This is a genomic window from uncultured Maribacter sp. (genome assembly GCF_963974015.1).
Taxonomy (GTDB): Bacteria; Bacteroidota; Bacteroidia; order Flavobacteriales; family Flavobacteriaceae; genus Maribacter.
On the sequence record NZ_CAXBBZ010000002.1, the window covers coordinates 291,575 to 312,040 of the forward strand.

General features: G+C 33.6%; 22 protein-coding genes. 14 read left to right on the plus strand and 8 right to left on the minus strand.

The features are described 5' to 3' along the window. Positions 1-8 precede the first annotated feature (8 nt). The 3 genes from AACZ41_RS05745 (at position 9) to AACZ41_RS05755 (ending at position 1,932) form a co-directional block, all read left to right on the plus strand. Entirely contained in the window at positions 9-710 is a 702-nt protein-coding gene (locus AACZ41_RS05745; RefSeq protein WP_339627401.1) for a hypothetical protein, read from the plus strand. 158 nt (positions 711-868) lie between these two features. Continuing rightward, a complete protein-coding gene (locus tag AACZ41_RS05750) occupies positions 869-1,465 on the plus strand; it encodes a hypothetical protein (RefSeq protein WP_339627402.1) in 597 nt (198 codons plus the stop codon). 38 nt (positions 1,466-1,503) lie between these two features. Beyond that, positions 1,504-1,932 (plus strand): GNAT family N-acetyltransferase, encoded by a 429-nt coding sequence (locus tag AACZ41_RS05755; RefSeq protein ID WP_339627403.1) that lies wholly within the window; start codon positions 1,504-1,506, stop codon positions 1,930-1,932. Between the two features lie 4 nt (positions 1,933-1,936). On the opposite strand, the gene AACZ41_RS05760 is transcribed toward AACZ41_RS05755, so the two are convergent. Next, complete coding sequence (locus tag AACZ41_RS05760; protein WP_339627404.1) at positions 1,937-2,704, minus strand: S24 family peptidase; 768 nt, start codon at positions 2,702-2,704, stop codon at positions 1,937-1,939. A 140-nt stretch (positions 2,705-2,844) separates the two neighbouring features. Between AACZ41_RS05760 and AACZ41_RS05765 the strand changes: the two genes are divergently transcribed. Genes AACZ41_RS05765 through AACZ41_RS05775 form a run of 3 tightly spaced genes read left to right on the plus strand, consistent with a single transcriptional unit; the run spans position 2,845 to position 5,089 of the window. Beyond that, a complete protein-coding gene (locus AACZ41_RS05765) occupies positions 2,845-4,104 on the plus strand; it encodes a putative DNA modification/repair radical SAM protein (RefSeq protein ID WP_339627405.1) in 1,260 nt (419 codons plus the stop codon). 27 nt (positions 4,105-4,131) lie between these two features. After that, positions 4,132-4,302, plus strand: coding sequence for a hypothetical protein (locus AACZ41_RS05770; protein ID WP_339627406.1), 171 nt, complete (start codon positions 4,132-4,134; stop codon positions 4,300-4,302). A gap of 10 nt (positions 4,303-4,312) precedes the next feature. Beyond that, complete coding sequence (locus tag AACZ41_RS05775; protein ID WP_339627407.1) at positions 4,313-5,089, plus strand: TIGR03915 family putative DNA repair protein; 777 nt, start codon at positions 4,313-4,315, stop codon at positions 5,087-5,089. A 301-nt stretch (positions 5,090-5,390) separates the two neighbouring features. Here the strand turns inward: AACZ41_RS05775 and AACZ41_RS05780 are convergent, their stop codons facing one another. Together AACZ41_RS05780 and AACZ41_RS05785 are read right to left on the minus strand one after the other, a co-directional pair. After that, positions 5,391-6,038 (minus strand): isoamylase early set domain-containing protein, encoded by a 648-nt coding sequence (locus AACZ41_RS05780; protein ID WP_339627408.1) that lies wholly within the window; start codon positions 6,036-6,038, stop codon positions 5,391-5,393. A gap of 212 nt (positions 6,039-6,250) precedes the next feature. Next, positions 6,251-6,775, minus strand: a complete 525-nt coding sequence (locus AACZ41_RS05785; protein ID WP_339627409.1) for a hypothetical protein — start codon at positions 6,773-6,775, stop codon at positions 6,251-6,253. Positions 6,776-6,944: 169 nt separating this feature from the next. Here AACZ41_RS05785 and AACZ41_RS05790 point away from each other — a divergent pair, with 169 nt between their 5' ends. Next, the gene (locus AACZ41_RS05790) at positions 6,945-7,982 is read left to right on the plus strand and encodes a ThuA domain-containing protein (RefSeq protein WP_339627410.1); all 1,038 of its coding nucleotides are present in this window, start codon (positions 6,945-6,947) and stop codon (positions 7,980-7,982) included. Between the two features lie 13 nt (positions 7,983-7,995). Here AACZ41_RS05790 and AACZ41_RS05795 read toward each other — a convergent pair whose 3' ends face one another. Beyond that, complete coding sequence (locus AACZ41_RS05795; RefSeq protein WP_339627411.1) at positions 7,996-8,463, minus strand: nuclear transport factor 2 family protein; 468 nt, start codon at positions 8,461-8,463, stop codon at positions 7,996-7,998. A gap of 129 nt (positions 8,464-8,592) precedes the next feature. Between AACZ41_RS05795 and panB the strand changes: the two genes are divergently transcribed. From panB to AACZ41_RS05815, 4 genes are read left to right on the plus strand one after another with little or no spacing between them, the layout of a single operon-like run. Continuing rightward, complete coding sequence (gene panB, locus AACZ41_RS05800) at positions 8,593-9,411, plus strand: 3-methyl-2-oxobutanoate hydroxymethyltransferase (protein ID WP_339627701.1); 819 nt, start codon at positions 8,593-8,595, stop codon at positions 9,409-9,411. An 11-nt stretch (positions 9,412-9,422) separates the two neighbouring features. Next, the gene (lspA, locus tag AACZ41_RS05805; protein ID WP_339627412.1) at positions 9,423-9,920 is read left to right on the plus strand and encodes a signal peptidase II; all 498 of its coding nucleotides are present in this window, start codon (positions 9,423-9,425) and stop codon (positions 9,918-9,920) included. A 42-nt stretch (positions 9,921-9,962) separates the two neighbouring features. Continuing rightward, positions 9,963-10,661 (plus strand): RluA family pseudouridine synthase, encoded by a 699-nt coding sequence (locus tag AACZ41_RS05810; RefSeq protein ID WP_339627413.1) that lies wholly within the window; start codon positions 9,963-9,965, stop codon positions 10,659-10,661. A 34-nt stretch (positions 10,662-10,695) separates the two neighbouring features. Beyond that, entirely contained in the window at positions 10,696-11,223 is a 528-nt protein-coding gene (locus AACZ41_RS05815) for a DUF4252 domain-containing protein (RefSeq protein ID WP_339627414.1), read from the plus strand. A 3-nt stretch (positions 11,224-11,226) separates the two neighbouring features. On the opposite strand, the gene AACZ41_RS05820 is transcribed toward AACZ41_RS05815, so the two are convergent. After that, complete coding sequence (locus tag AACZ41_RS05820; RefSeq protein ID WP_339627415.1) at positions 11,227-12,096, minus strand: DMT family transporter; 870 nt, start codon at positions 12,094-12,096, stop codon at positions 11,227-11,229. Between the two features lie 15 nt (positions 12,097-12,111). Beyond that, the gene (locus tag AACZ41_RS05825; protein WP_091619600.1) at positions 12,112-13,656 is read right to left on the minus strand and encodes a hypothetical protein; all 1,545 of its coding nucleotides are present in this window, start codon (positions 13,654-13,656) and stop codon (positions 12,112-12,114) included. Positions 13,657-13,801: 145 nt separating this feature from the next. Between AACZ41_RS05825 and AACZ41_RS05830 the strand changes: the two genes are divergently transcribed. Further along, positions 13,802-14,974 (plus strand): 2-isopropylmalate synthase, encoded by a 1,173-nt coding sequence (locus AACZ41_RS05830; protein WP_339627417.1) that lies wholly within the window; start codon positions 13,802-13,804, stop codon positions 14,972-14,974. 7 nt (positions 14,975-14,981) lie between these two features. Further along, positions 14,982-16,100: a 3-isopropylmalate dehydrogenase gene (leuB, locus tag AACZ41_RS05835; protein ID WP_339627418.1), complete on the plus strand. Its 1,119-nt coding sequence runs from the start codon at positions 14,982-14,984 to the stop codon at positions 16,098-16,100. Between the two features lie 5 nt (positions 16,101-16,105). Here the strand turns inward: leuB and AACZ41_RS05840 are convergent, their stop codons facing one another. Then, on the minus strand, positions 16,106-17,332 hold the full coding sequence (locus AACZ41_RS05840; RefSeq protein ID WP_339627419.1) for a TlpA disulfide reductase family protein: 1,227 nt from the start codon (positions 17,330-17,332) through the stop codon (positions 16,106-16,108). A 126-nt stretch (positions 17,333-17,458) separates the two neighbouring features. Here AACZ41_RS05840 and pheT point away from each other — a divergent pair, with 126 nt between their 5' ends. Then, complete coding sequence (pheT, locus tag AACZ41_RS05845; RefSeq protein ID WP_339627420.1) at positions 17,459-19,888, plus strand: phenylalanine--tRNA ligase subunit beta; 2,430 nt, start codon at positions 17,459-17,461, stop codon at positions 19,886-19,888. Here the strand turns inward: pheT and AACZ41_RS05850 are convergent, their stop codons facing one another. Then, on the minus strand, positions 19,889-20,461 hold the full coding sequence (locus AACZ41_RS05850; RefSeq protein WP_339627421.1) for a fasciclin domain-containing protein: 573 nt from the start codon (positions 20,459-20,461) through the stop codon (positions 19,889-19,891). Between the last annotated feature and the right edge of the window lie 5 nt (positions 20,462-20,466).

The following is a 20,466-nucleotide window of genomic DNA, read 5'->3' on the forward strand; positions in this document are numbered from 1 at the left end:
AATACCTTATGTTAAAGAAATTATTTAATATTTTAATATTTCTGATTTTGTTCTTTGCCATAGGTTTTGGCATACTGTTTTACCTCTATAACAAGCCATTACCGACTGGTGAATCAGGACCAGAAGCCGATGCTTTAGCCTATAGAATGCTTGATGCCCTACATTATAAAAAATTTAATAACACAAAGATAATTGAGTGGTCTTTTAGAGGTGACCACTCTTATGAATGGAATCGAGAAAAAGCTATTGTAAACGTTTCTTGGAGAGATAATGTTGTTGAACTAGATTTAATAACCCCACACTCCAGCAAGGCATATGTAAATAATGAAACTGTTTCATATGAAGCCGCCCAAAACCTTATTGAAGATGCACAGAGTTACTTCAACAATGATTCTTTTTGGCTTGTTGCTCCTTATAAGGTTTTCGACCGAGGCACAGAACGATATTTAGTAGATATGGAAGATGGTTCTGAAGCCTTATTGGTAACCTATACTCAAGGTGGTGATACTCCCGGCGATTCTTATTTATGGATTATAGAACCTAACGGCATGCCAAAGAGCTTTAAACTTTGGGTGAAAATAATTCCTATAGGTGGTTTAGAAGCTACTTGGGAAGGTTGGATAGAAACTGAAAGTGGTGCTTTACTACCTACCAATCACAAATTTGGGCCAATGTCAATTTCTATGGGAGAAGTAAAAGGGTTTAATTAATAAAATGGACTCTCTTCTTATTATTTGAATTTTAGAAATCAAATTTAAACTAAATCCCTATCATTTTCTATTTCAAAAATAGGTTCTAACTTGAAGTTCATTTTTGAAATAAATTGTTGAACATCGAGTTATATTGCGAACAATCCAACTAATCAAACATGCAAGATTATAAATTTCCAATAGATTTCACTTTTCACATAGGTACCTTATCCAATGATTTTACTGCAGTTGATTCTGATAAAAAAACAGTGGCCTATGTAAAACAAAAGCTTTTTAAATTTAAGGAAGATGTTGGCGTTTATGAAAACGAAAGTAAAACTAAGCTACTTTATAATATAAAAGCAGATAGATGGATAGATTTCTCTGCATGTTATTCGTTTTTAAATCCAGATGGACACGAATTCGGTAAAATTGGCCGAAAAGGCTGGGCGTCTTTATGGAAAGCCCATTATGAGATTTTCGATAAGAATAAACAGTTAAAGTACACAATACACGAAGAAAATGCTTGGGTAAAGGTCTTAGATGGATTAGTTGGTCAAATTCCACTAATTAACCTTTTTACAGGACTTTTTCTTAACCCTGCTTATATCGTTATTAATGGTAATAATGAAACTGTGGTTAGACTTTCTAAAGAAAAATCTTTGGTTGGTCGTCGTTTTAAGGTTAGTGAATTAAAAAAAATGAATGGAAACGATGATGATATCATTATACTAGGGTTAATGATGATGGTTTTATTAGAAAGGCGTAAAGGCTAGTGAGTACCTATTAGTACGATATAAATTATATTACTTTTATGATTATTCAACTACTATCTAAAAATGAAGTAACAGATGCATTACAATTGCAGCTGACCGAGCTATACAAGCAACTTAATGCAGAGTTGACCCAGTTGGACTTAGCCACTGTTTTATCGAATCACACAACCGATGTAGTAATTTGCAAGGACGGTGACGTTTTAGTAGCAATAGCCATGATGGCAAAATATAAAGTGGTTTCAGGCCACAAGGGAATGATAGAAGATGTAGTTGTATCCTCTCAATACCGTGGAAAAGGTATTGGAAGAAAGCTAATGGTAAAACTTTTAGAACAAGCTGAAAAAGAAAAATTAAACGACGTACTCTTGTTTACCGGACATCATAGAACTGCTGCAATTGCTCTTTATAAAAGTTTAGGATTTAAGCTAAAAGATAGTGGATTATACGTTAAGAAATATGTTAAGTAATACTTTAATTAACCTTCTTAACGTGCTGTAATTGATTCTTTAGCTCTTGCATTGACTCTTGTAATTGACGAAGTAAACCACTATCTGTAGTAGCATCTACATTAAACGTAATTTTACTACTGACTTCCCATATTTCTTGAATCTGAAAAGGTTTAATATCGTAAGGTGGATAAGTTTCATTCAACGAAATCAAAGTAATATCATTAGAATTAGGACGCTTCTCAATTTTCTTAACCATAATAGAATCTTGCAATACCACGACATACATTTTATTTGCACTTACATGATCTATATGTTCAATTGCTCTCGCTAACACCCATTCACCAGGATGTAAATTAGGCAACATACTATCCCCTTCTACCTGAAATCCCCTATAAGTTGCATTTCTGAATTCAGGAATGGGTAAATCAAAGGCAGGTAATTGCTGATACCAACTAGTATCTGAAATATTTTGAGGATACCCAGCGGCAGCTTTTGCATTTACCAGCACCATGTTGTCCCTATTCGCAGAATCAACCGTCACAACTTTTGGAATGACACTAGTTCTGGAAGTTTCTAAATACTGTTCCTCACTTTCCCCAAAAAGCCAAAGCGGATTAATTTTAAACTGTTTTAATAACTCTAAGACCACTTTACCAGAGAGTTTAGTTCGGCCCCGTTCTATATCAGCAGTTGTATTAGAAACACCTATACATGCCGCAAAATCTGCTTGTGTATAACCTAGTTCTCTCCGTAAGTCAATAAATCGTTTTAAAGTAAGTTCGTTTTCCATGGTCTCTTGTTAATCTGAAGAGATATTCCATATCCCATTCTTCATCAAATATAGTCATTATGGATTATTTCCAAAAAATAAATTGGATTATCTCCATATTTAGGAATATATCCATATTTTTGGATTAATTACATATTACTATGGATTTTAATCGAATTAAAGAAAAACTAAACATATTGGCAGATGCAGCCAAGTACGATGTATCGTGCTCGAGTAGCGGTAGTAATCGTAAAAACAAGGATAATGGCCTCGGCGATACCGGTAATGGTATTTGCCATACCTATACCGAAGATGGGCGTTGTGTTTCTCTTTTAAAAATACTACTGACCAATCATTGCATATTTGATTGCGCCTATTGCGTAACACGTAAAAGCAATGATATAAAAAGAGCTGCTTTCAAAATTCAGGAGGTTGTTGATTTAACCATAAACTTTTATAGAAGAAATTATATAGAAGGGCTTTTTTTAAGTTCTGGGATATTTAAGAGTGCAGATTATACCATGGAGCGTTTGATTGCCGTTGCAAAGAAACTGCGTGAAGAAGAGAATTTTAACGGATACATTCATTTAAAATCTATACCTGGTGCCAGTGATGAGTTAATGTATGAGGCCGGATTATATGCAGACCGTTTATCTGTAAATATAGAAATCCCCACAATCTCCGGCCTTAAATTATTGGCTCCAGATAAAAATCATGAAGATTTCATAAAACCAATGCTTAAGGTTAAAAATGAAATTATACGATATAATGAAGAACGTAAAATAATAAGAAGCACGACTAAATACGCTCCTGCAGGTCAAAGCACCCAAATGATTATAGGTGCAACCGGGGAAAGTGATAAAGACATTATGTATTCTGCCACCCATTTTTACAAGAATTATAACATGAAGCGAGTATACTATTCTGGTTATGTTCCTATTTCTACAGATAGCCGATTACCATCTTTAGGCTCAGAGGTTCCTATGTTACGTGAAAATAGATTATACCAAACCGATTGGCTTCTCCGCTTCTATGGTTTCAGTGTGAATGAAATTTTAGATACTGACCATCCAAATCTTGAAATGGATATTGACCCCAAATTAATGTGGGCCTTACGGAACTTAAACCATTTTCCTGTAGATATAAATAAAGCAGAAAGCCGCATGTTAGCACGTATACCAGGCATTGGTATGGGCTCTGTTCAAAAAATTATAAATGGGAGAAAATTTAGAAACTTAAGTTGGGACCATTTAAAAAAAATGGGTGTTGCTCTTAATAGAGCAAAGTATTTCATCATTTGTAATTCTAATGATTGGGAAAGAAGAGATTTGGATGCATCCAAAATAAAAGGAATGATATTACAATCACAGAATGGTAAATTCAGTAAACACTATAACAATCAATTATCCTTATTCAATTAAAGTTAAACTATATTTAAAATTAATCTTATGGAAAAACTACATACTGCTCTACATGCACCTAAATTTAATTTTTCTATTTCCATTATAGAACGAAGTCAGGTTCAAATTTTGGCTTTAGGCTACCAAGTAGTTATGCTAAAAAGCAAATTTAAAAAACAACTTAAATTTTTTGTCAGCGCCATATTATTCAACTTCTAAATTTGTTCAAATGAATACTACAAAAACCTTAATTTATGATGGTAGTTTTAATGGTTTTCTAACTGCAGTTTTTATCGGATTCGAACAAAAAATAACTCATGCCGATATTCAACGGCAAGGTCAAATACAAAGTGGTCTATTTACCGAAACAGAGATAATTTTTACTAATGTTGAAAAAGCACAACGGGTTTGGAACGGTATTCGTAAAAAAAGCAATTCAGCCATAAAAAATATTTACTTCGCTTTCTTAAGCGAACAGAATACTATAGAAGCACTACTCTACCATTATATTCAAAAATTAATGGGAAGCAAATATAATGGAGCAATGGACTTTGGAGATGATTGTGTTTTAAAAATTAATCAACTAACCCATAAAGTAGGTAGAGAAAAACACCGTATGGAAGCTTTTGTTCGATTTCAATTAACCAAAGACGAGGTTTATTTTTCAAATATTGAACCAGATTTTGATGTTCTTCCTCTAATATCTAAGCATTTTAGAAACCGTTATGCGGACCAACAATGGATTATTTATGACCTGAAGCGTAAATACGGACTTTACTACGACATGAATACTGTAGAAATGATATCACTTGATTTAACAGATATTCATGCGAATAATCTTGAAAAAAATTCCGTGTTTACCGATGCAGAATATGAATACCAAGAACTTTGGAACAATTACTTTAAAAGTACCACCATTAAATCTCGGATAAATACCAAGCTGCATGTTCAGCATGTACCCAAAAGATATTGGAAATATCTGTCTGAAAAAAAAGAGACCATATAAATACCTTGTTCTTTGAAAGTAACCTGGTTCATTACATACCCATTTCTAAAATGATTAGAACAAAAATTAGGGTAAGTTTTAAAATACCAATAGTATCCAATTAATTCACTGTAACTGTATCTTATTAGTTGAATAAAAACTCAATACCAATAAACATTGCTTAAATCGAATTCCAGAAAATTATAATACAATTTTATGTAGCTCTATTATAATTCTACAGATGAACATCCTACAAATAAATCAATAGCCGGTTACTGATTACGGAAATCTTGACACCTCTTGTTCTTACAAATTTTGGTAATTACTTGCCGCCATCTAATTTATCTTGCAGTTTTTTTAATTCGTCCCACTTGTCAGCACTAGCCAATTTTGCTTGTTTTGGCCAAGAACCTGGTTTATGCATTGCATAACGAGGACCAGCTTCTTTAAGAATACCCTCTAACACTTTTACAGAAACTTTACTTAATTTTTCAAAATCTCCAATTCCTTTTTCAGTTAAAATAGAGGCTATTTTAGGCCCTATTCCCTCAATTTTTTTCAAATCGTCCTTTTTAGCTTTCTTAACCGTTTTAGTCACCGCTTTTGCAGCTGTTTTCTTAATCGTTTTCTTTACCGGTTTCTCTTTTTGTGGTATTACCCTTAAATCGACAACACTATTTTGAATACCCGAATATGGTGAAGGCACATAATCATCAGCTGCATTGTCATTGAACCATCCTTTATCATCACTTAAATAGCGAAACTCATATCGTTTTCCATTTTCAAGTTTTATACTTTTCGAATAGGCACTACCTTTCTTTTCCATTTGAAAAGTACTGTCATTACTCTGCCAATTATTAAAATCACCTAACAATAAAACATTTGATAAGCTTGGGGCTTCATTCTCTCCAATTGTAAAGGTTACTAAAGTATTTGCCCCTTTGTCTTTTATTTGTTTTTTTAGTGCCATGTTTATAGATTTTATTAAGGTTATAAATGTAAATTAGAATTTACTCATTTTCAATGAGTTTACCTTAAAAAAATCGTTAATAATCACCTGTTAATTGTAAATGAGAAAACCTGCCCCCAATTACAAACATGTATATAAACAGTTCAAAGTGATAAAGTCACTTAGGGTTCAAAAATAAAATGGTTTTTTCACCATTCGTAATTCATTTTCACCTAACTTTTCTCCCCTACGAAATGGTCACTTTTATTTTTAAAAAGTACATTAAAGGTAGTCAAGCTGCCATATATTCGAGTTATATACTGTTGTAAATCAATTTTTTCTTGGTCATCTAAATTCTTACTGGAATTTATTTTTTGTTCCATTACTCGAATACGGTCTCTTACCATCACTATTTTATGAAAAAAAGTGTTGATAGGAATTTCCTTATTGCTCATACCAGCTTCCCCAGGTTCTAAAACAAGATTACCACCTTTCCATTTATCAGCAATGGCCACTCGCTGAGTTGCATCGCTCCATTTTTGAAGAATTGAGACCAAAGAACTTTCTACATCAAAAAAACTGACAGTATCCACATCGTTGTTAGTTGCATCTATAACTTCAAAATCAGCATCTAATTCAATCGTTTCCAATCCCTTATCCATAAATGTCACCCAATATTTATCTGAAGACACATTGGTAACTACCCCTTTGCCCAAATCTGGATGTAAAATTCTTGACCCTATTCCTAGTACTTGCATAGTATTCATTATTATTTAGGCTGCTAATTTATATCCAACTTTAACCATCCACAAAAAGTTTTACTATTATTCATTGGTAAATCATCGGACGGTAATGATTTTGCCATCTTATTTAGTACATTTAAAGTCAAGAATTCTTTTAATCCTTTTCAACTACACTATTATCCTCATGAAAAAACTGATGGCATTTTCAATATTTTGTTTAGTACTAATTTCTTGTGGAGAGAAAAAAAAAGAAGCTATAGAGCAACCACCAACGAAACTTAAAGCATTAATTATCGATGGTCAAAACAATCATTATGTTTGGCCTAAGACGACTATGATGATGAAAGATTATTTAGAAGAAACAGAACTCTTCACGATAGACATTCAACGAATGGATTCAGTATGGCTGGGCATTAAGTATAATCAAACAAGACCAGAAGGCTATAACTCTTTTATAGAGGCATATCCATTAACCAATAAAACCTATTATATATCTGACAGCCCGATAAAAACGTCTGATTTTTCCTTTGATTTTGATAATTACGATGTGATTATTTCAAATTTGGGAGCTGAGTCTCCTCTTTGGCCAGAAAAAACCAGAAAAGATTTTGAATCCTATATGGCTAATGGTGGCGGTTTCGTGGTCATTCATGCCGCAAATAATGCGTGGGGAGAATGGGAAGAATTCAATAAAATGATTGGCTTAGGAGCATGGGGTGGTCGTGACGAAAAATCAGGCCCTTATGTTTATTATAACGATGCGGGTGAAATCGTAAAAGATTCTACCGAAGGAGTTTGTGGTTCTCACGGACCTGAATATGAATTTCTATTAACTACAAGAGCACCAGAACATCCAATAATGAAAGGCTTACCCAGCAAGTGGTTACATACTTCAGATGAATTGTACGAGCGTATGCGAGGGCCTTTTGAAAATGCAACAATATTATCAACTGCTTTTGCCGATGTAGAGAAGAATGCACCGCCATGGGACCCGAAAATTAAAGGTTTAGGTCAAAATGTTCCTCAATTAATGGCAATCAATTATGGCAAAGGCAGAGTCTTTCATTCAACCTTAGGCCATTTTGATTATTCGATGGAGTGTGCAGGTTTTATTACCACCTTACAACGTGGTGCAGAATGGGCTGCTACTGGAAAGGTAACACAAGAAGTGCCCGATGATTTTCCAACTGCCGATAATACTACTTCAAGAGCGTGGAAATAAAAAAGGGAATTTCTTATTCTGGTAAAACTGAACAATCATTTTTTCTACGGGTATCTATTAAGTAAATTATTTTCCAAGTATTTTCTTCCCTAAAAAGTTGAAAAGAATTTACTCCGCAATGATGGAATTCATTGTTAATCCAAAATTCATAAGGTGTCCATGCATTTGCCATATTCCCATCTATTTGAATAGAATAACCCATTATTCGTTCTTCAAATTTTGTGGAATCTGGTATGCTAGTGATAGATTTCACTAAGTCATCAAAATTTTCAGTTTTTAAAAAAGATTTACCTTCTTTGTCAACTCCTATTGTTTGTAATAGTATTGATGGGTAAACCGTTTTCTTCAATGCAATTGAATCTTGCGCATGAAATGCATCAAAGAATTCAATAATGTTTTGCTTCACCTGCAAGTCCTCTTCAGTCTGCGCCAAAGCAAGTAAATTCATAAATCCAAAAATGAAAAATAATGGTAGTTTCATGTTCGTTGGTTTAAATACATACGTAATTTAATATAATTTGATCATAAACTAGCTTGGACCGTTATTTGTAATTCAACTTTATTCTCATTAAAACTCCTTACTTTTATGGCGCTTAAACGAAAAACAACTATGTCTACAGCTAAAAAAGAATATAAAAGAGTTACGGTAAAATCATTGATAGATATGAAGAAGAACGGAGAAAAAATCTCTATGCTTACCTCATACGACTACTCTATGGCCAAAATTGTAGATGCTGCTAAAGTAGATGTCATCTTAGTAGGTGATTCTGCGAGTAATGTAATGGCAGGCCATGAAACGACATTACCAATTACTTTAGACCAAATGATATACCATGCCTCGTCTGTCATAAGAGCAGTAGAACGTGCATTGGTGGTGGTTGACTTGCCATTTGGAAGCTATCAAAGTGACCCAAAAGAAGCCTTGCGTTCTGCCATTCGTATTATGAAGGAAAGTGGCGCGCATGCAGTTAAGTTAGAGGGTGGAGCAGAAATAAAAGAATCAGTTAAAAGAATTTTAGCTGCAGGTATACCTGTAATGGGTCATTTAGGATTAACACCACAATCTATTTATAAATTTGGAACTTATACGGTTAGGGCGAAAGATGATGAGGAAGCCGAACAATTAATGGAAGATGCACTATTACTTGAGAAATTAGGCTGTTTTGGTTTGGTATTAGAAAAAATACCTGCTGAATTGACTAAAACGGTTTCTGAAAGTTTAACCATACCGACAATTGGTATCGGTGGTGGAAAACATGCAGACGGACAAGTGTTGGTAGTTCACGACCTTTTAGGGATGACCCATGAATTTAATCCGCGTTTCTTGCGTAGGTACATGAATCTTTATGAAGAAATGGGCAATGCTATTTCAAATTATGTAAGTGATGTAAAGAGTCAAGATTTTCCTAATGACGAAGAGCAATACTAATTACTACATTTATGAAAGGCACTAGAAACTTTTCTAAATTTTGGATTTTAATTATTGTTCTACTAACCGTAGGTTGTGACCAAGTTTCGAAAGAATTAACACGAACAAAAGTTGAGCCTAAAGAATACATTCCGGTAATTGGAGAGCATTTTATTCTAACCAATGTAGAAAATACTGGCGCAATGTTAGGCTTTGGACAGCACTTCCCTCCTATTGTAAAACGCTTATTTTTACAAGGATTGCCATTACTAGTATTACTAGTACTTTTATATAGAATCTTAACAAAACCGAATTTGAATTTGCTATTGCTAATAGCCTTTGCATTAGTAATTGGCGGTGGCATCGGAAATCTAATAGACCGTATAGCACATGGTTCTGTTACCGATTTTTTTCAGATTAGATTAGGTTTCTTTCGTACAGGAATTTTTAATATCGCAGATGTAGCTGTAACTACTGGAATATTTATTTTACTTTTTTTAATTGTAAAAGGAAAAAAAATAGCATTCTAGACAGATACAATCCATACAACAATCAGATAACAAGAATATATTTTGTCAAAAAAAGAACATTCTACTATAGATAATTTACAGGTACTTTTTGAGGACAATCATTTGATAGTCATCAATAAAAGGCCGGGAGATATTGTACAGGGCGACAAAACCGGCGACAAACCACTTAGCGATACCGTAAAGGCCTATTTAAAGAAGAAATATAATAAACAAGGTAATGTTTATCTTGGTGTCGTACACCGTCTAGATCGCCCAACATCAGGTATTGTAGTATTTGCAAAGACTTCCAAAGCTTTACCGAGATTAAATAAAATGTTTGCTGAGAAAGATGCTAAGAAAACCTACTGGGCGGTTGTTAAAAATAGGCCAGATGAGCCAGAGAAAAAGCTGGTACATTGGATGAAACGTAATACCAAACAAAACAAATCTTACGCAAACAATAAGGAAGTAAACGATAGTAAAAAAGCTATTTTAAGCTACAAGTTGATTAAAAAACTTGATAATTATTATCTTTTAGAAATAGACCTTGAAACAGGAAGACACCATCAAATTCGATCTCAATTAACCGCAATAGGTAGCCCTATTAAAGGTGATCTTAAATACGGATTCAATAGAAGCAACGAAAATGGCAGTATCCATTTACATGCCCGTAAATTAAAATTGATGCATCCTGTAAAGAAAGAATTGCTTGAAATTATTGCTCCTTTACCAAATGACCCTATATGGAACGCATGTCTTTAGTTTCACTATTTTAAACACACAAAACACTATGACTATGATACGAAATTTTATTGTCCCGACTCTTTTACTAGTTCTTAGTTCTTGTGGAGGTTACAATTCTATTGATACATTTTATAACGCACATAAGAACGATAACCACGTTACCGCGGTTAGGGTACCGCAATTTATGCTGAGCATGATCAGTGAGATTTCACCTGAAATGAAGGCTTTGGTCGGTACTACTAAAGATTTAAGATACATGCAGTTTCCAAGTACAACTGCAAGTAGAACTCAATTTCTGAACCAACAGATGAATGGTATAACTGGAAATTCATTTATTGAAGTTTTTAGAAAAAATGACGAATTAAAACGAAATGTGGTTTCTGTTCGCGAGAAAAGGAATTCCGTAAAGGAAATATTGATTTACAACAATGACAATAAAAAAGGTTCCTTTTTATATTTTAATGGTGATTTTGACCCTATGAAAGTTCGTGAGATGGCTAAAAATGAGCAATTCACTAAATTCGGAAATAATATAATATCTCAATATGGCGCGAGTACACCAGAAATTAAAACCCCATAATAATTACAATGATTTGGGCTGCTTTTTAGAGAGAATACTTTCTATAACTACAGAACTCAATATTAATATTCCGCCTAATATCGTAGTTCCTTTTGGAATTTCAGAAAGAAAAATTGCTCCTATCAGAATACCATAAACTGGTTGAACACTACTCAATATACTTACAGTGGTAATATTGAAATGTTTGAAAGTCATTAAGAACAGCGTATGTCCGATAACTGTAGTCAAAACCGCTAAAGCTACCAAAGCTTGCCATTGGCTGAAAATTTGTTCGGGTGCTATGGTAAATAAAAATGGTAACAACAAGACTCCTACAATAGCTGTTTGATATGTCATTAAAATAGATCCGTTATACTTAGCAACTTTTCGTTTTAAAAGAATATTTCTTAAAGCGTAGGCTAATGCAGACAATACTCCAAACCCTATCGCAATTGTATACGAACTTTCAAAATCTAACGACGGACTAAGAAAATACATGCCAGCAAGAACTAAAAATGCTAGAAGCAAGTGAACAATTTGAAATTTAGTCTTTAAAAGTAATGGCTCTAGAAAAGCCGTAATTACTGGATATGTAAACATGGAGAGCATGCCAATTGCAACATTTGATAGTTTTAATGCATAGAAATAGGTAATCCAATGTACTCCCATCAATACTCCGCTAAGTAAAATTGCCAGAATATCTTTTTTGTAAATGTTAAATGAAAAATTTTTCCATTTACAAAAGATAAATAATACTAGAAAAGCTAAAATAGCTCGTGTACCAATAGTTACGGGCACAGATAACTGAACATATCTACCTAATGCACCAGATGTGGCTATAAAAAGCATAGCCAAATTAATTTCTAATAAGTGTTGAATATGATTGTTTTTCATAAAAATGAGCTTTCCTTAGCGCGATTTTGCTAAAGCTTTTTCCCTCATAATCTGAGAAACTGGTTTGTTTTGCAAATGACTTTCTAACCAAGATATAATATCTAAATACAAAAATGCTCTTTTCTCATAAGGATGATCTTCATATTTTTTCAATTCAATATATAACTTTTGAAATTCTGCCTTTAATTGATTCGGATAAATTCCACCAAGACCTCTTAAAAACTTGATCATTTCTTTTTGAACGGCATGCATATCGTTCATTTTCAAAAGAAATTTATACGTGCTTTTCAATTGAACTTCCAAATGATAATCCATACCTGCCTCATAATGGGCTACAAGACTTAAAACTCGTGCAAAACACATAAGGTCTTCACGCATTTTCAAGTTTTTATTCTCAATGATTTTTTTTAGATATTGTATACAGGTTTTGTTATCACCAACACCAAAATACAGACAGGCAATCTTATAATATAGTACCATTACATGATGAACATCGATTCTATCTCGATGTTTGTTTATACCGTATTCGATAATCTTAACTAAATATAATCCCTTTTCAAAAGTTCCTTCCAGAAAATGCAAATTCAGTTTATTTGCATTGATATACATAAAGACTAATGAATTAATATTGTCGTTATCAGGAAATTCCTTCTCCTTAATCGTGTTTTCTAATCGCTCTAATACTTCCTTAAATTGAGAACTATATTGTACATAGAATAAAGATTCTAATAAGTAATGATTTCCTTTTAAAAAGAACACAGGATTAAGGTATATCATATCCTTATGTTCATAAAAAAGGTCTACCCATTTACTGGCATACTTATAACAAGACAGAAAATCTTGGGTTAGAAAACTGTACCACAAATATGCTTTATATAACCATAGTTTCTCACGGAAGCCTAAATCTTCTATATTGTAGAGTGGCAAATGGTCATTAAAGTAGGTTTTTACTTTTTGATAATCTTCATCGCTACGTACGTAACCGACCTTCAACATCATTCCGTATAACTGTAAAGAAAGATTAGAAAGCTTACTTGTCATTACATTATGGCCAGAAAGTTCTTTCGCTTGTACCGCAAGTTCATTTGCCCGATCAGGAATACTCCTTGTTATGAACTGTGTTTCAATTACTTTTTCTAATTCAACAATCTCATAAGCAATATTCTTTTCTTCATTTTCAATAGCCGTAGTTTTTACCTTATCAAGAATTTTCAAACTTTGTTTGTATAATCCTTTCTGATAAAGAATTGTTGCAAAATCTAGCTGTTCCCTAATTTGAACACGAATATTTTGGTTTACCGGATTCAAGCGTAAGCTTACTAAAATCTGCTTATAGAGGTGTGCTTTTAAGTTAGAAAGTTGAGCTTTCTTAACTATCCCACTTTCTAGTATTATTTTCTCATCATAATGCTTAATTTTATCCAATAAATTAAAAAGGGCCAAAAACTTGGCATCGGTATTCACCCCTAATCTGCCAACATATAGCTTAAATTGACGCTTTTCAGATTTTGATAGTGATTTAACCAAAACGAATAAAGAATCTTTATGCGCATTTGTCATCGTAAAAAAAAGAGTTTAAATAATTGTAAATTAGTGTTTTATATACCTAAAAAAGTGCATTAACGTTGTAAATGACATAACGAAATTTATAAGTTTTGTGAATTAGGTAATATATTCGTTCGACTAGTAAAACTACGTAAATATAATGAGTAAAGATATAGTACAAATATTTGACACGACCTTAAGAGACGGAGAGCAAGTTCCTGGCTGTAAATTAGACATGGACCAAAAATTAGTTATAGCTGAACGTCTAGATCTACTGGGTGTAAATATCATTGAGGCTGGCTTTCCTGTTTCTAGTCCTGGTGATTTCAAATCTGTCGAAGCCATTGCTAAACTCGTTAAAAATGCTTCAGTTTGTGGATTAACCCGTGCAGTGAGAAAAGATATAGAAGTTGCTGCTGAAGCATTGAAATATGCTAAAATGCCTAGAATACATACAGGTATTGGTACTTCAGACTCTCATATAAAGTATAAATTCAATTCTAATAGAGATGCAATAATTGAACGAGCAGTTGCTGCAGTGAGTTATGCTAAAACCTTTGTCGAAGATGTGGAATTTTACGCTGAGGATGCTGGCCGTACAGATAATGAATTTTTGGCCCGTGTATGCGAAGCTGTCATTAAAGCAGGTGCAACTGTCTTAAATATTCCAGATACTACAGGATACTGCCTACCAGATGAGTATGGAGCTAAAATGAAGTATTTACGTGAAAATGTAAAAGGAATTGATAAAGCAATACTTTCTTGTCATTGTCACAATGATTTAGGATTAGCTACCGCAAATTCTATTGCAGGTGTTTTAAATGGCGCTAGACAAATAGAATGTACTATAAATGGAATCGGCGAACGTGCAGGAAATACTTCTTTAGAAGAAGTGGTCATGATTTTACGCCAACACCCAGACCTAAACTTAGATACTACCATTAATAGCAAACTACTTTATGATACTAGTCAAATGGTTTCTCGTAAAATGGGTATGATGGTACAGCCTAACAAAGCTATTGTTGGTGCAAATGCATTCGCACATAGTTCTGGCATACATCAAGATGGTGTTATAAAAAATAGAGAAACTTACGAAATTATAGATCCAGCTGATGTTGGCGTTACCGAATCATCGATTGTATTGACAGCAAGAAGCGGAAGAGCCGCATTAGCCTACCGTGCCAAAATTGTTGGTTATGAACTTACCAAAACTCAATTGGATATGGTTTACAATGAGTTTTTAAAGTATGCGGATTCTAGAAAAGAAGTGAAAGACGATGATATTCATGAAATTATTGAAGCATCGAACATCGATATAAAAAGTATTAGTTAATTAAGTTATGCATTTAAATATTGCTATATTAGAAGGAGACGGAATCGGCCCAGAAGTCGTTGCACAATCTATTAAGTGCCTTCGTTCTGTCGAAGAAACCTTTGGTCATAGCTTTACCTTTAAAAAAGGCTTAATTGGTGCTTCAGCAATTAAAAAAACCGGAAATCCCCTTCCTAAAGAAACATTAGATCTTTGTAAAAAAGCTGATGCAACACTTTTTGGTGCTTTAGGGCTACCAGAATTTGATGATAACCCAAAAGCTAAGGTTTGGCCCGAACAAGGATTACTAAGATTACGAAAAGAGCTAGGCCTTTTTGCAAACATTAGACCCGTAAAAGTATTTCCATCATTAATAAAACAATCTCCATTACCTAAAGCTAGTGTTCAAAACACAGATTTGGTGATTTTTAGGGAATTGTCTGGTGGCATCTATTACGGCGATAAATCTATTAGTGAAGACCAAAGCTCCGCAACCGATACCTGTACATATACGGAAGCAGAAATAAGCAGAATTACTCACTTGGCTTTTAAATCGGCCCGTTCAAGAAAAAAGAAAGTTACACTCGTTGACAAAGCAAATGTTCTTGAAACATCACGCCTTTGGAGACGTGTTGTACGTTCTATTTCTGAGAGTTATCCAGATGTTGAATTAGATTGTCTTTTCATAGATAATGCTGCTGTACAAATGATTTTAAATCCTTCGCAATTCGATGTTATTTTAACAGATAATATGTTCGGTGATATTCTATCTGACCAAGGCAGTGTAATCGCAGGATCTATTGGATTACTCCCATCTGCATCGGTAGGATTAGAACATGCAATGTTTGAACCTATACATGGTTCTTATCCAGATGCAAAAGGGAAAAACATTGCAAACCCTGTTGCTTCAATTTTAAGCATGGCAATGCTATTGCAGCATTTTAAAATGAATGAAGAATCTGATGCCGTTGTAGCTGCAGTTTTAAAATCATTCTCCAAAAAAATTGTTACTCCAGATATTTTAGGAAGTTCTAAGTATGGAACTAATTATGTTGGTGATTTTATCGCAGATAACATTATGGAATTAGATGGAACCTTTACTATGAATGATGAAAATATTGGTTTGGGAAAGTCAACAATTATTTGAAATTCCTATTTTTCATTTAATAGTTGAGTAACTATTTGGTTAAAATCTTTTTTAAACTCAATAAATTTATCTCCTGTTGCCGGTCCATTAAATCCGGTATGAATTTTTCTCACCGCGCCTTTTTTATCAATAAATATGGTAGTAGGAAATGATAAAACATGGTTCAACATCGGTAGTTTTTGCTGTGCTTCAACTTTATCTACTGAACCAAATTGGGCTAATAAGATTGGGTATGAAAGTCCTATTCTGTCCTTTAAACGCTCAATGCCTTTAAATGCTTTTTCCTCTGTTTTTGCAGATTCGAATGCCAAACCAATAACTTTAAGGTTTTCATTTTTATTCAGATAGTTCACTAAAAATTTACTTTCATCTAAACAATTAGGGCACCAAGTACCCATTAACTGAACTATTACTACTTTTTCATAATATTCTTCATCATTAAGCGAAATCATTTTTCGATTAGAATCTGGGAATGTGAAGGCTAATTTATCGTAACCCTCATATATAAAAGTTAACGAATCGGGATCCGGTAATTCGTAACCATCATTTCTGGTCGATACAAATGGTTCTTTAAAATGATTGCCCGAATAAAAAATTCCTGTCATGCTAGAATCTGTAACTTTTGCTGTGAATAAAAAAGCATGGGCACCATCGAATGCAGACAATTTTAATGAATCACCATCCATAAGACCCTCTAAATAACGGTAGTCACCGGTTGTTGTTCTAAATGTACCCGTTACCCGATTATCTTCTTGAATAAAAATTCCCTTACCTATATATTCTTCATCAGAATCAGGACTAAAATAGGTCTCCCATATACCTGATACATCTTCATTTGTAATTTTAACTTCAGAATCAAATCTTTCCTGAATTCCAAATGTTGCTGTAAATGGTACAATTCTATCCAAGCTTTCCTTTATGAATTGCCCTTTTATTTCTTTGTCAGTAAATGTACCTGCTAAATACCCTTCAAATACTGGTGTTTGTATTATAATCGAATCACCATTAACTACTATTTCATCAACCTCTATAATTTCTTCTGCATTTTTAATTTGCATGCTATAATCACCATTAGCCTTTTTATTAACCCTGAGGTTGAAAGGTAATACTTGATAATCCATCACATCAAGCTCAACACGCCATTCACCTTCATTTAAAGTGGGGTTTTTAATTTTCCCTTTACAGGATACTAAAAGCATAAAAATGGCAAGTACTGCAGTACCTAATCTCATATTCGTTTATAATTTAATTTTCAATAAACGATTTAAATATTACAATTAAAAATTTAAATAAACACTTAATAGCCTGTTGAATGTATACGGGCATTGTTTTATCTTTACACCCTATAAAAAATTTGAATGAAAATATCATATAACTGGTTAAAACAGTTCATACAAATAGATTGGGATTCCCAAAAAACAGGTGAATTATTAACTGATTTAGGATTAGAAGTAGAAGGTGTTGAAAAATTTGAATCTGTAAAAGGGGGATTGAAAGGTATTGTTGTTGGTCATGTTTTAAGTTGCGAAAAACATACCAATGCTGATAAATTGAATGTTACCACAGTAGATATAGGTTCTGGTACTCCACTTCAGATTGTTTGTGGAGCCAAAAACGTAGCTGCAGGTCAAAAAGTTCCTGTCGCCACAATAGGTACCACACTTTATACTACTGATGGCGAAGCTTGGAAGATTAAGAAAGGTAAAATTCGAGGTGAAGAAAGCCATGGAATGATTTGCGCCGAAGATGAAATTGGCCTAGGTACAAGCCATGATGGAATTATGGTTTTAGACAATGATTTAGTTGCGGGTACGCCTTGTACAGAGATTTTTGATATTGAAGAGGATGAAGTTTTTGAAATAGGTCTTACCCCTAACCGAGCAGATGCCATGAGTCATTTTGGTGTGGCAAGAGATTTAAAAGCCGGGCTAAAACAAAAAGAAATTTCAAAGGAATTGATAACTCCCTCAACAAGTCATTTTAATATCAATGACCGTTCGTTGAAAATAGATGTAGACGTTAAAAATACCTCCTTGTCACCGCGTTATTGTGGTGTTACGCTTAGTAATTTAATAGTACAACCCTCTCCTACTTGGCTTAATAATAGACTTAAGGCAATTGGTATAACCCCTAAGAACAATGTTGTTGATGCCACTAATTATGTGTTACACGAATTAGGTCAACCTTTACATGCCTTCGATGCAGCTAAAATAAAAGGAAATAAAATTATTGTTCAAACTTTACCAAAAGGAACCAAATTTGTAACTCTAGATGGTGTTGAAAGAACATTACATGAAGATGATTTAATGATTTGTGATGCCGAAAAACCCATGTGTTTAGCAGGAATATTTGGCGGGCTTGGCTCAGGAGTGACAGAGGAGACAACTTCTATATTTTTAGAAAGTGCTTATTTCAATCCGGTTTCAATAAGGAAATCAGCTAAAAGACATGCCTTAAATACCGATGCCTCCTTTAGATTTGAACGTGGCATCGATATTGAAAATGTTGAGTATAGCCTAAAACGTGCTGCTTTATTGATTAAAGAGATTGCTGGCGGTGAAATTACTTCAGATGTTATTGACCTTTATCCAAATAAAACATCAAACTTTGAAGTGTTTCTAGGTTTTGAGAAGATAAATAAGTTAATAGGTGAAGAGATTCCTCAAGATACTATTAAATCGATATTGGCTTCACTTGATATTAAAGTTAAAAATGTCACAGAAGCAGGTATGGGTCTTGAAGTGCCTTCTTATCGTGTTGATGTGCAAAGACAAGTTGATGTTATAGAAGAAATTTTGCGAGTTTATGGGTATAACAATATAGCCTTTAGTGAAAAATTGAATGCTTCCGTATCTACAACTGCAGCTACTGAAGACCATAAAATTCAATCAACTATTGGGAATGTTTTGGCAGCGAAAGGTTATTATGAAATATTAACCAATAGCCTTACGAATCCTGACTACGATAAACTTTTAGGTTCTGAAGAAGACGAGAATAAATCTATTGAAATTATAAATCCCTTAAGTGGAGATTTGTCTGTATTACGTAGAGCTTCATTGTTTTCTGCTTTAGAATCAGCCAGTTATAATATAAATAGAAAAAGAGCGAATCTTAAATTATTTGAATTCGGAAAAACTTATCATGTAAAAGATGGTAAAAGAATTGAACCTAAATACTTAAGCATTTTAATATCTGGAGATTCTATTCAAGATAGCTGGACGAATAAAGCGGTAGCGACTAATTTCTTCGAGCTAAAATCAATAGTGAAAACTATTTTAATTCGATTAGGTTTAGACAACTTAAAAAGCGAACCTACTTCTTCTACCCTGTTTTCAGAGGGTTTGAGCTTCACTTATCAAAAAAACAACTTGGTTTCATTCGGATTGATAAAAAAATCAATCCTGAAAAAATTCGATATAAAACAAGATATTTTATATGCTGATTTCAATTGGGATGTAATTTTGAAACAACTAAAGAACACTCCAATCCTTTTCAAGGAAATTCCGAAATACCCTGAAGTAAAAAGGGATTTTGCATTATTATTAGACGAAAAAGCTACTTATAGAGAACTCTATGAATTAGCCTTTAGCGCGGAACGCAAGTTTTTAAAGGATATGACTCTTTTTGATGTATATGAAGGTAAAAATCTACCTGAAGGCAAAAAATCATACGCTGTTAGTTTCACCTTACAAGATGATAAAAGCACGTTGACCGAAAAGCAGATAGAAAAGATAATGTCTAAATTACAAACGACATACGAAACACATCTCGGCGCTAAACTGCGATAATTAAAACATTGTAACAGGCATAAAAACAGTATCAATTTCATGGATTACACCGTTTGATTGGTTCGAATCTGCCGTAACAATAACTGCATGATTTCCAAATTTATCGGTTAATATGATATCTATACCGTTCATGGTAGCTGTAATCTTCTCCCCTTGAATGGTAGTAAATTTAGCAATACCATTACCTCGACACATTGCCTTCAAAATGTTCGAGGCAGATAATTTACCAGCTATGATATGGTATGCAAGCATAGACCTTAAAGCTTTCTTATTCTTTGGGTCATAAAGCTTGTCCATAGTTATTTGTGAAAGTTTCTCAAATGCAAGATTGGAAGGTGCAAATACTGTAAATTCACCATTATAACCCAACACCTTATCTAAGTTGGTTGCTTTCAAAACACTCATTAAAGTTGAATGACTTTCAAAAGATGCTGTTCTTTCTATTATTGATTTTTCCGATGTAGAAAATTGTGAAATAGCATTCTTTATCTGGGTTACTTTATTAACCTGTGCATAAGATAAAAACCCTAATAAAAGGGTACACAAGGACACTAGGGCTGTCCATTTTTTCATATAGT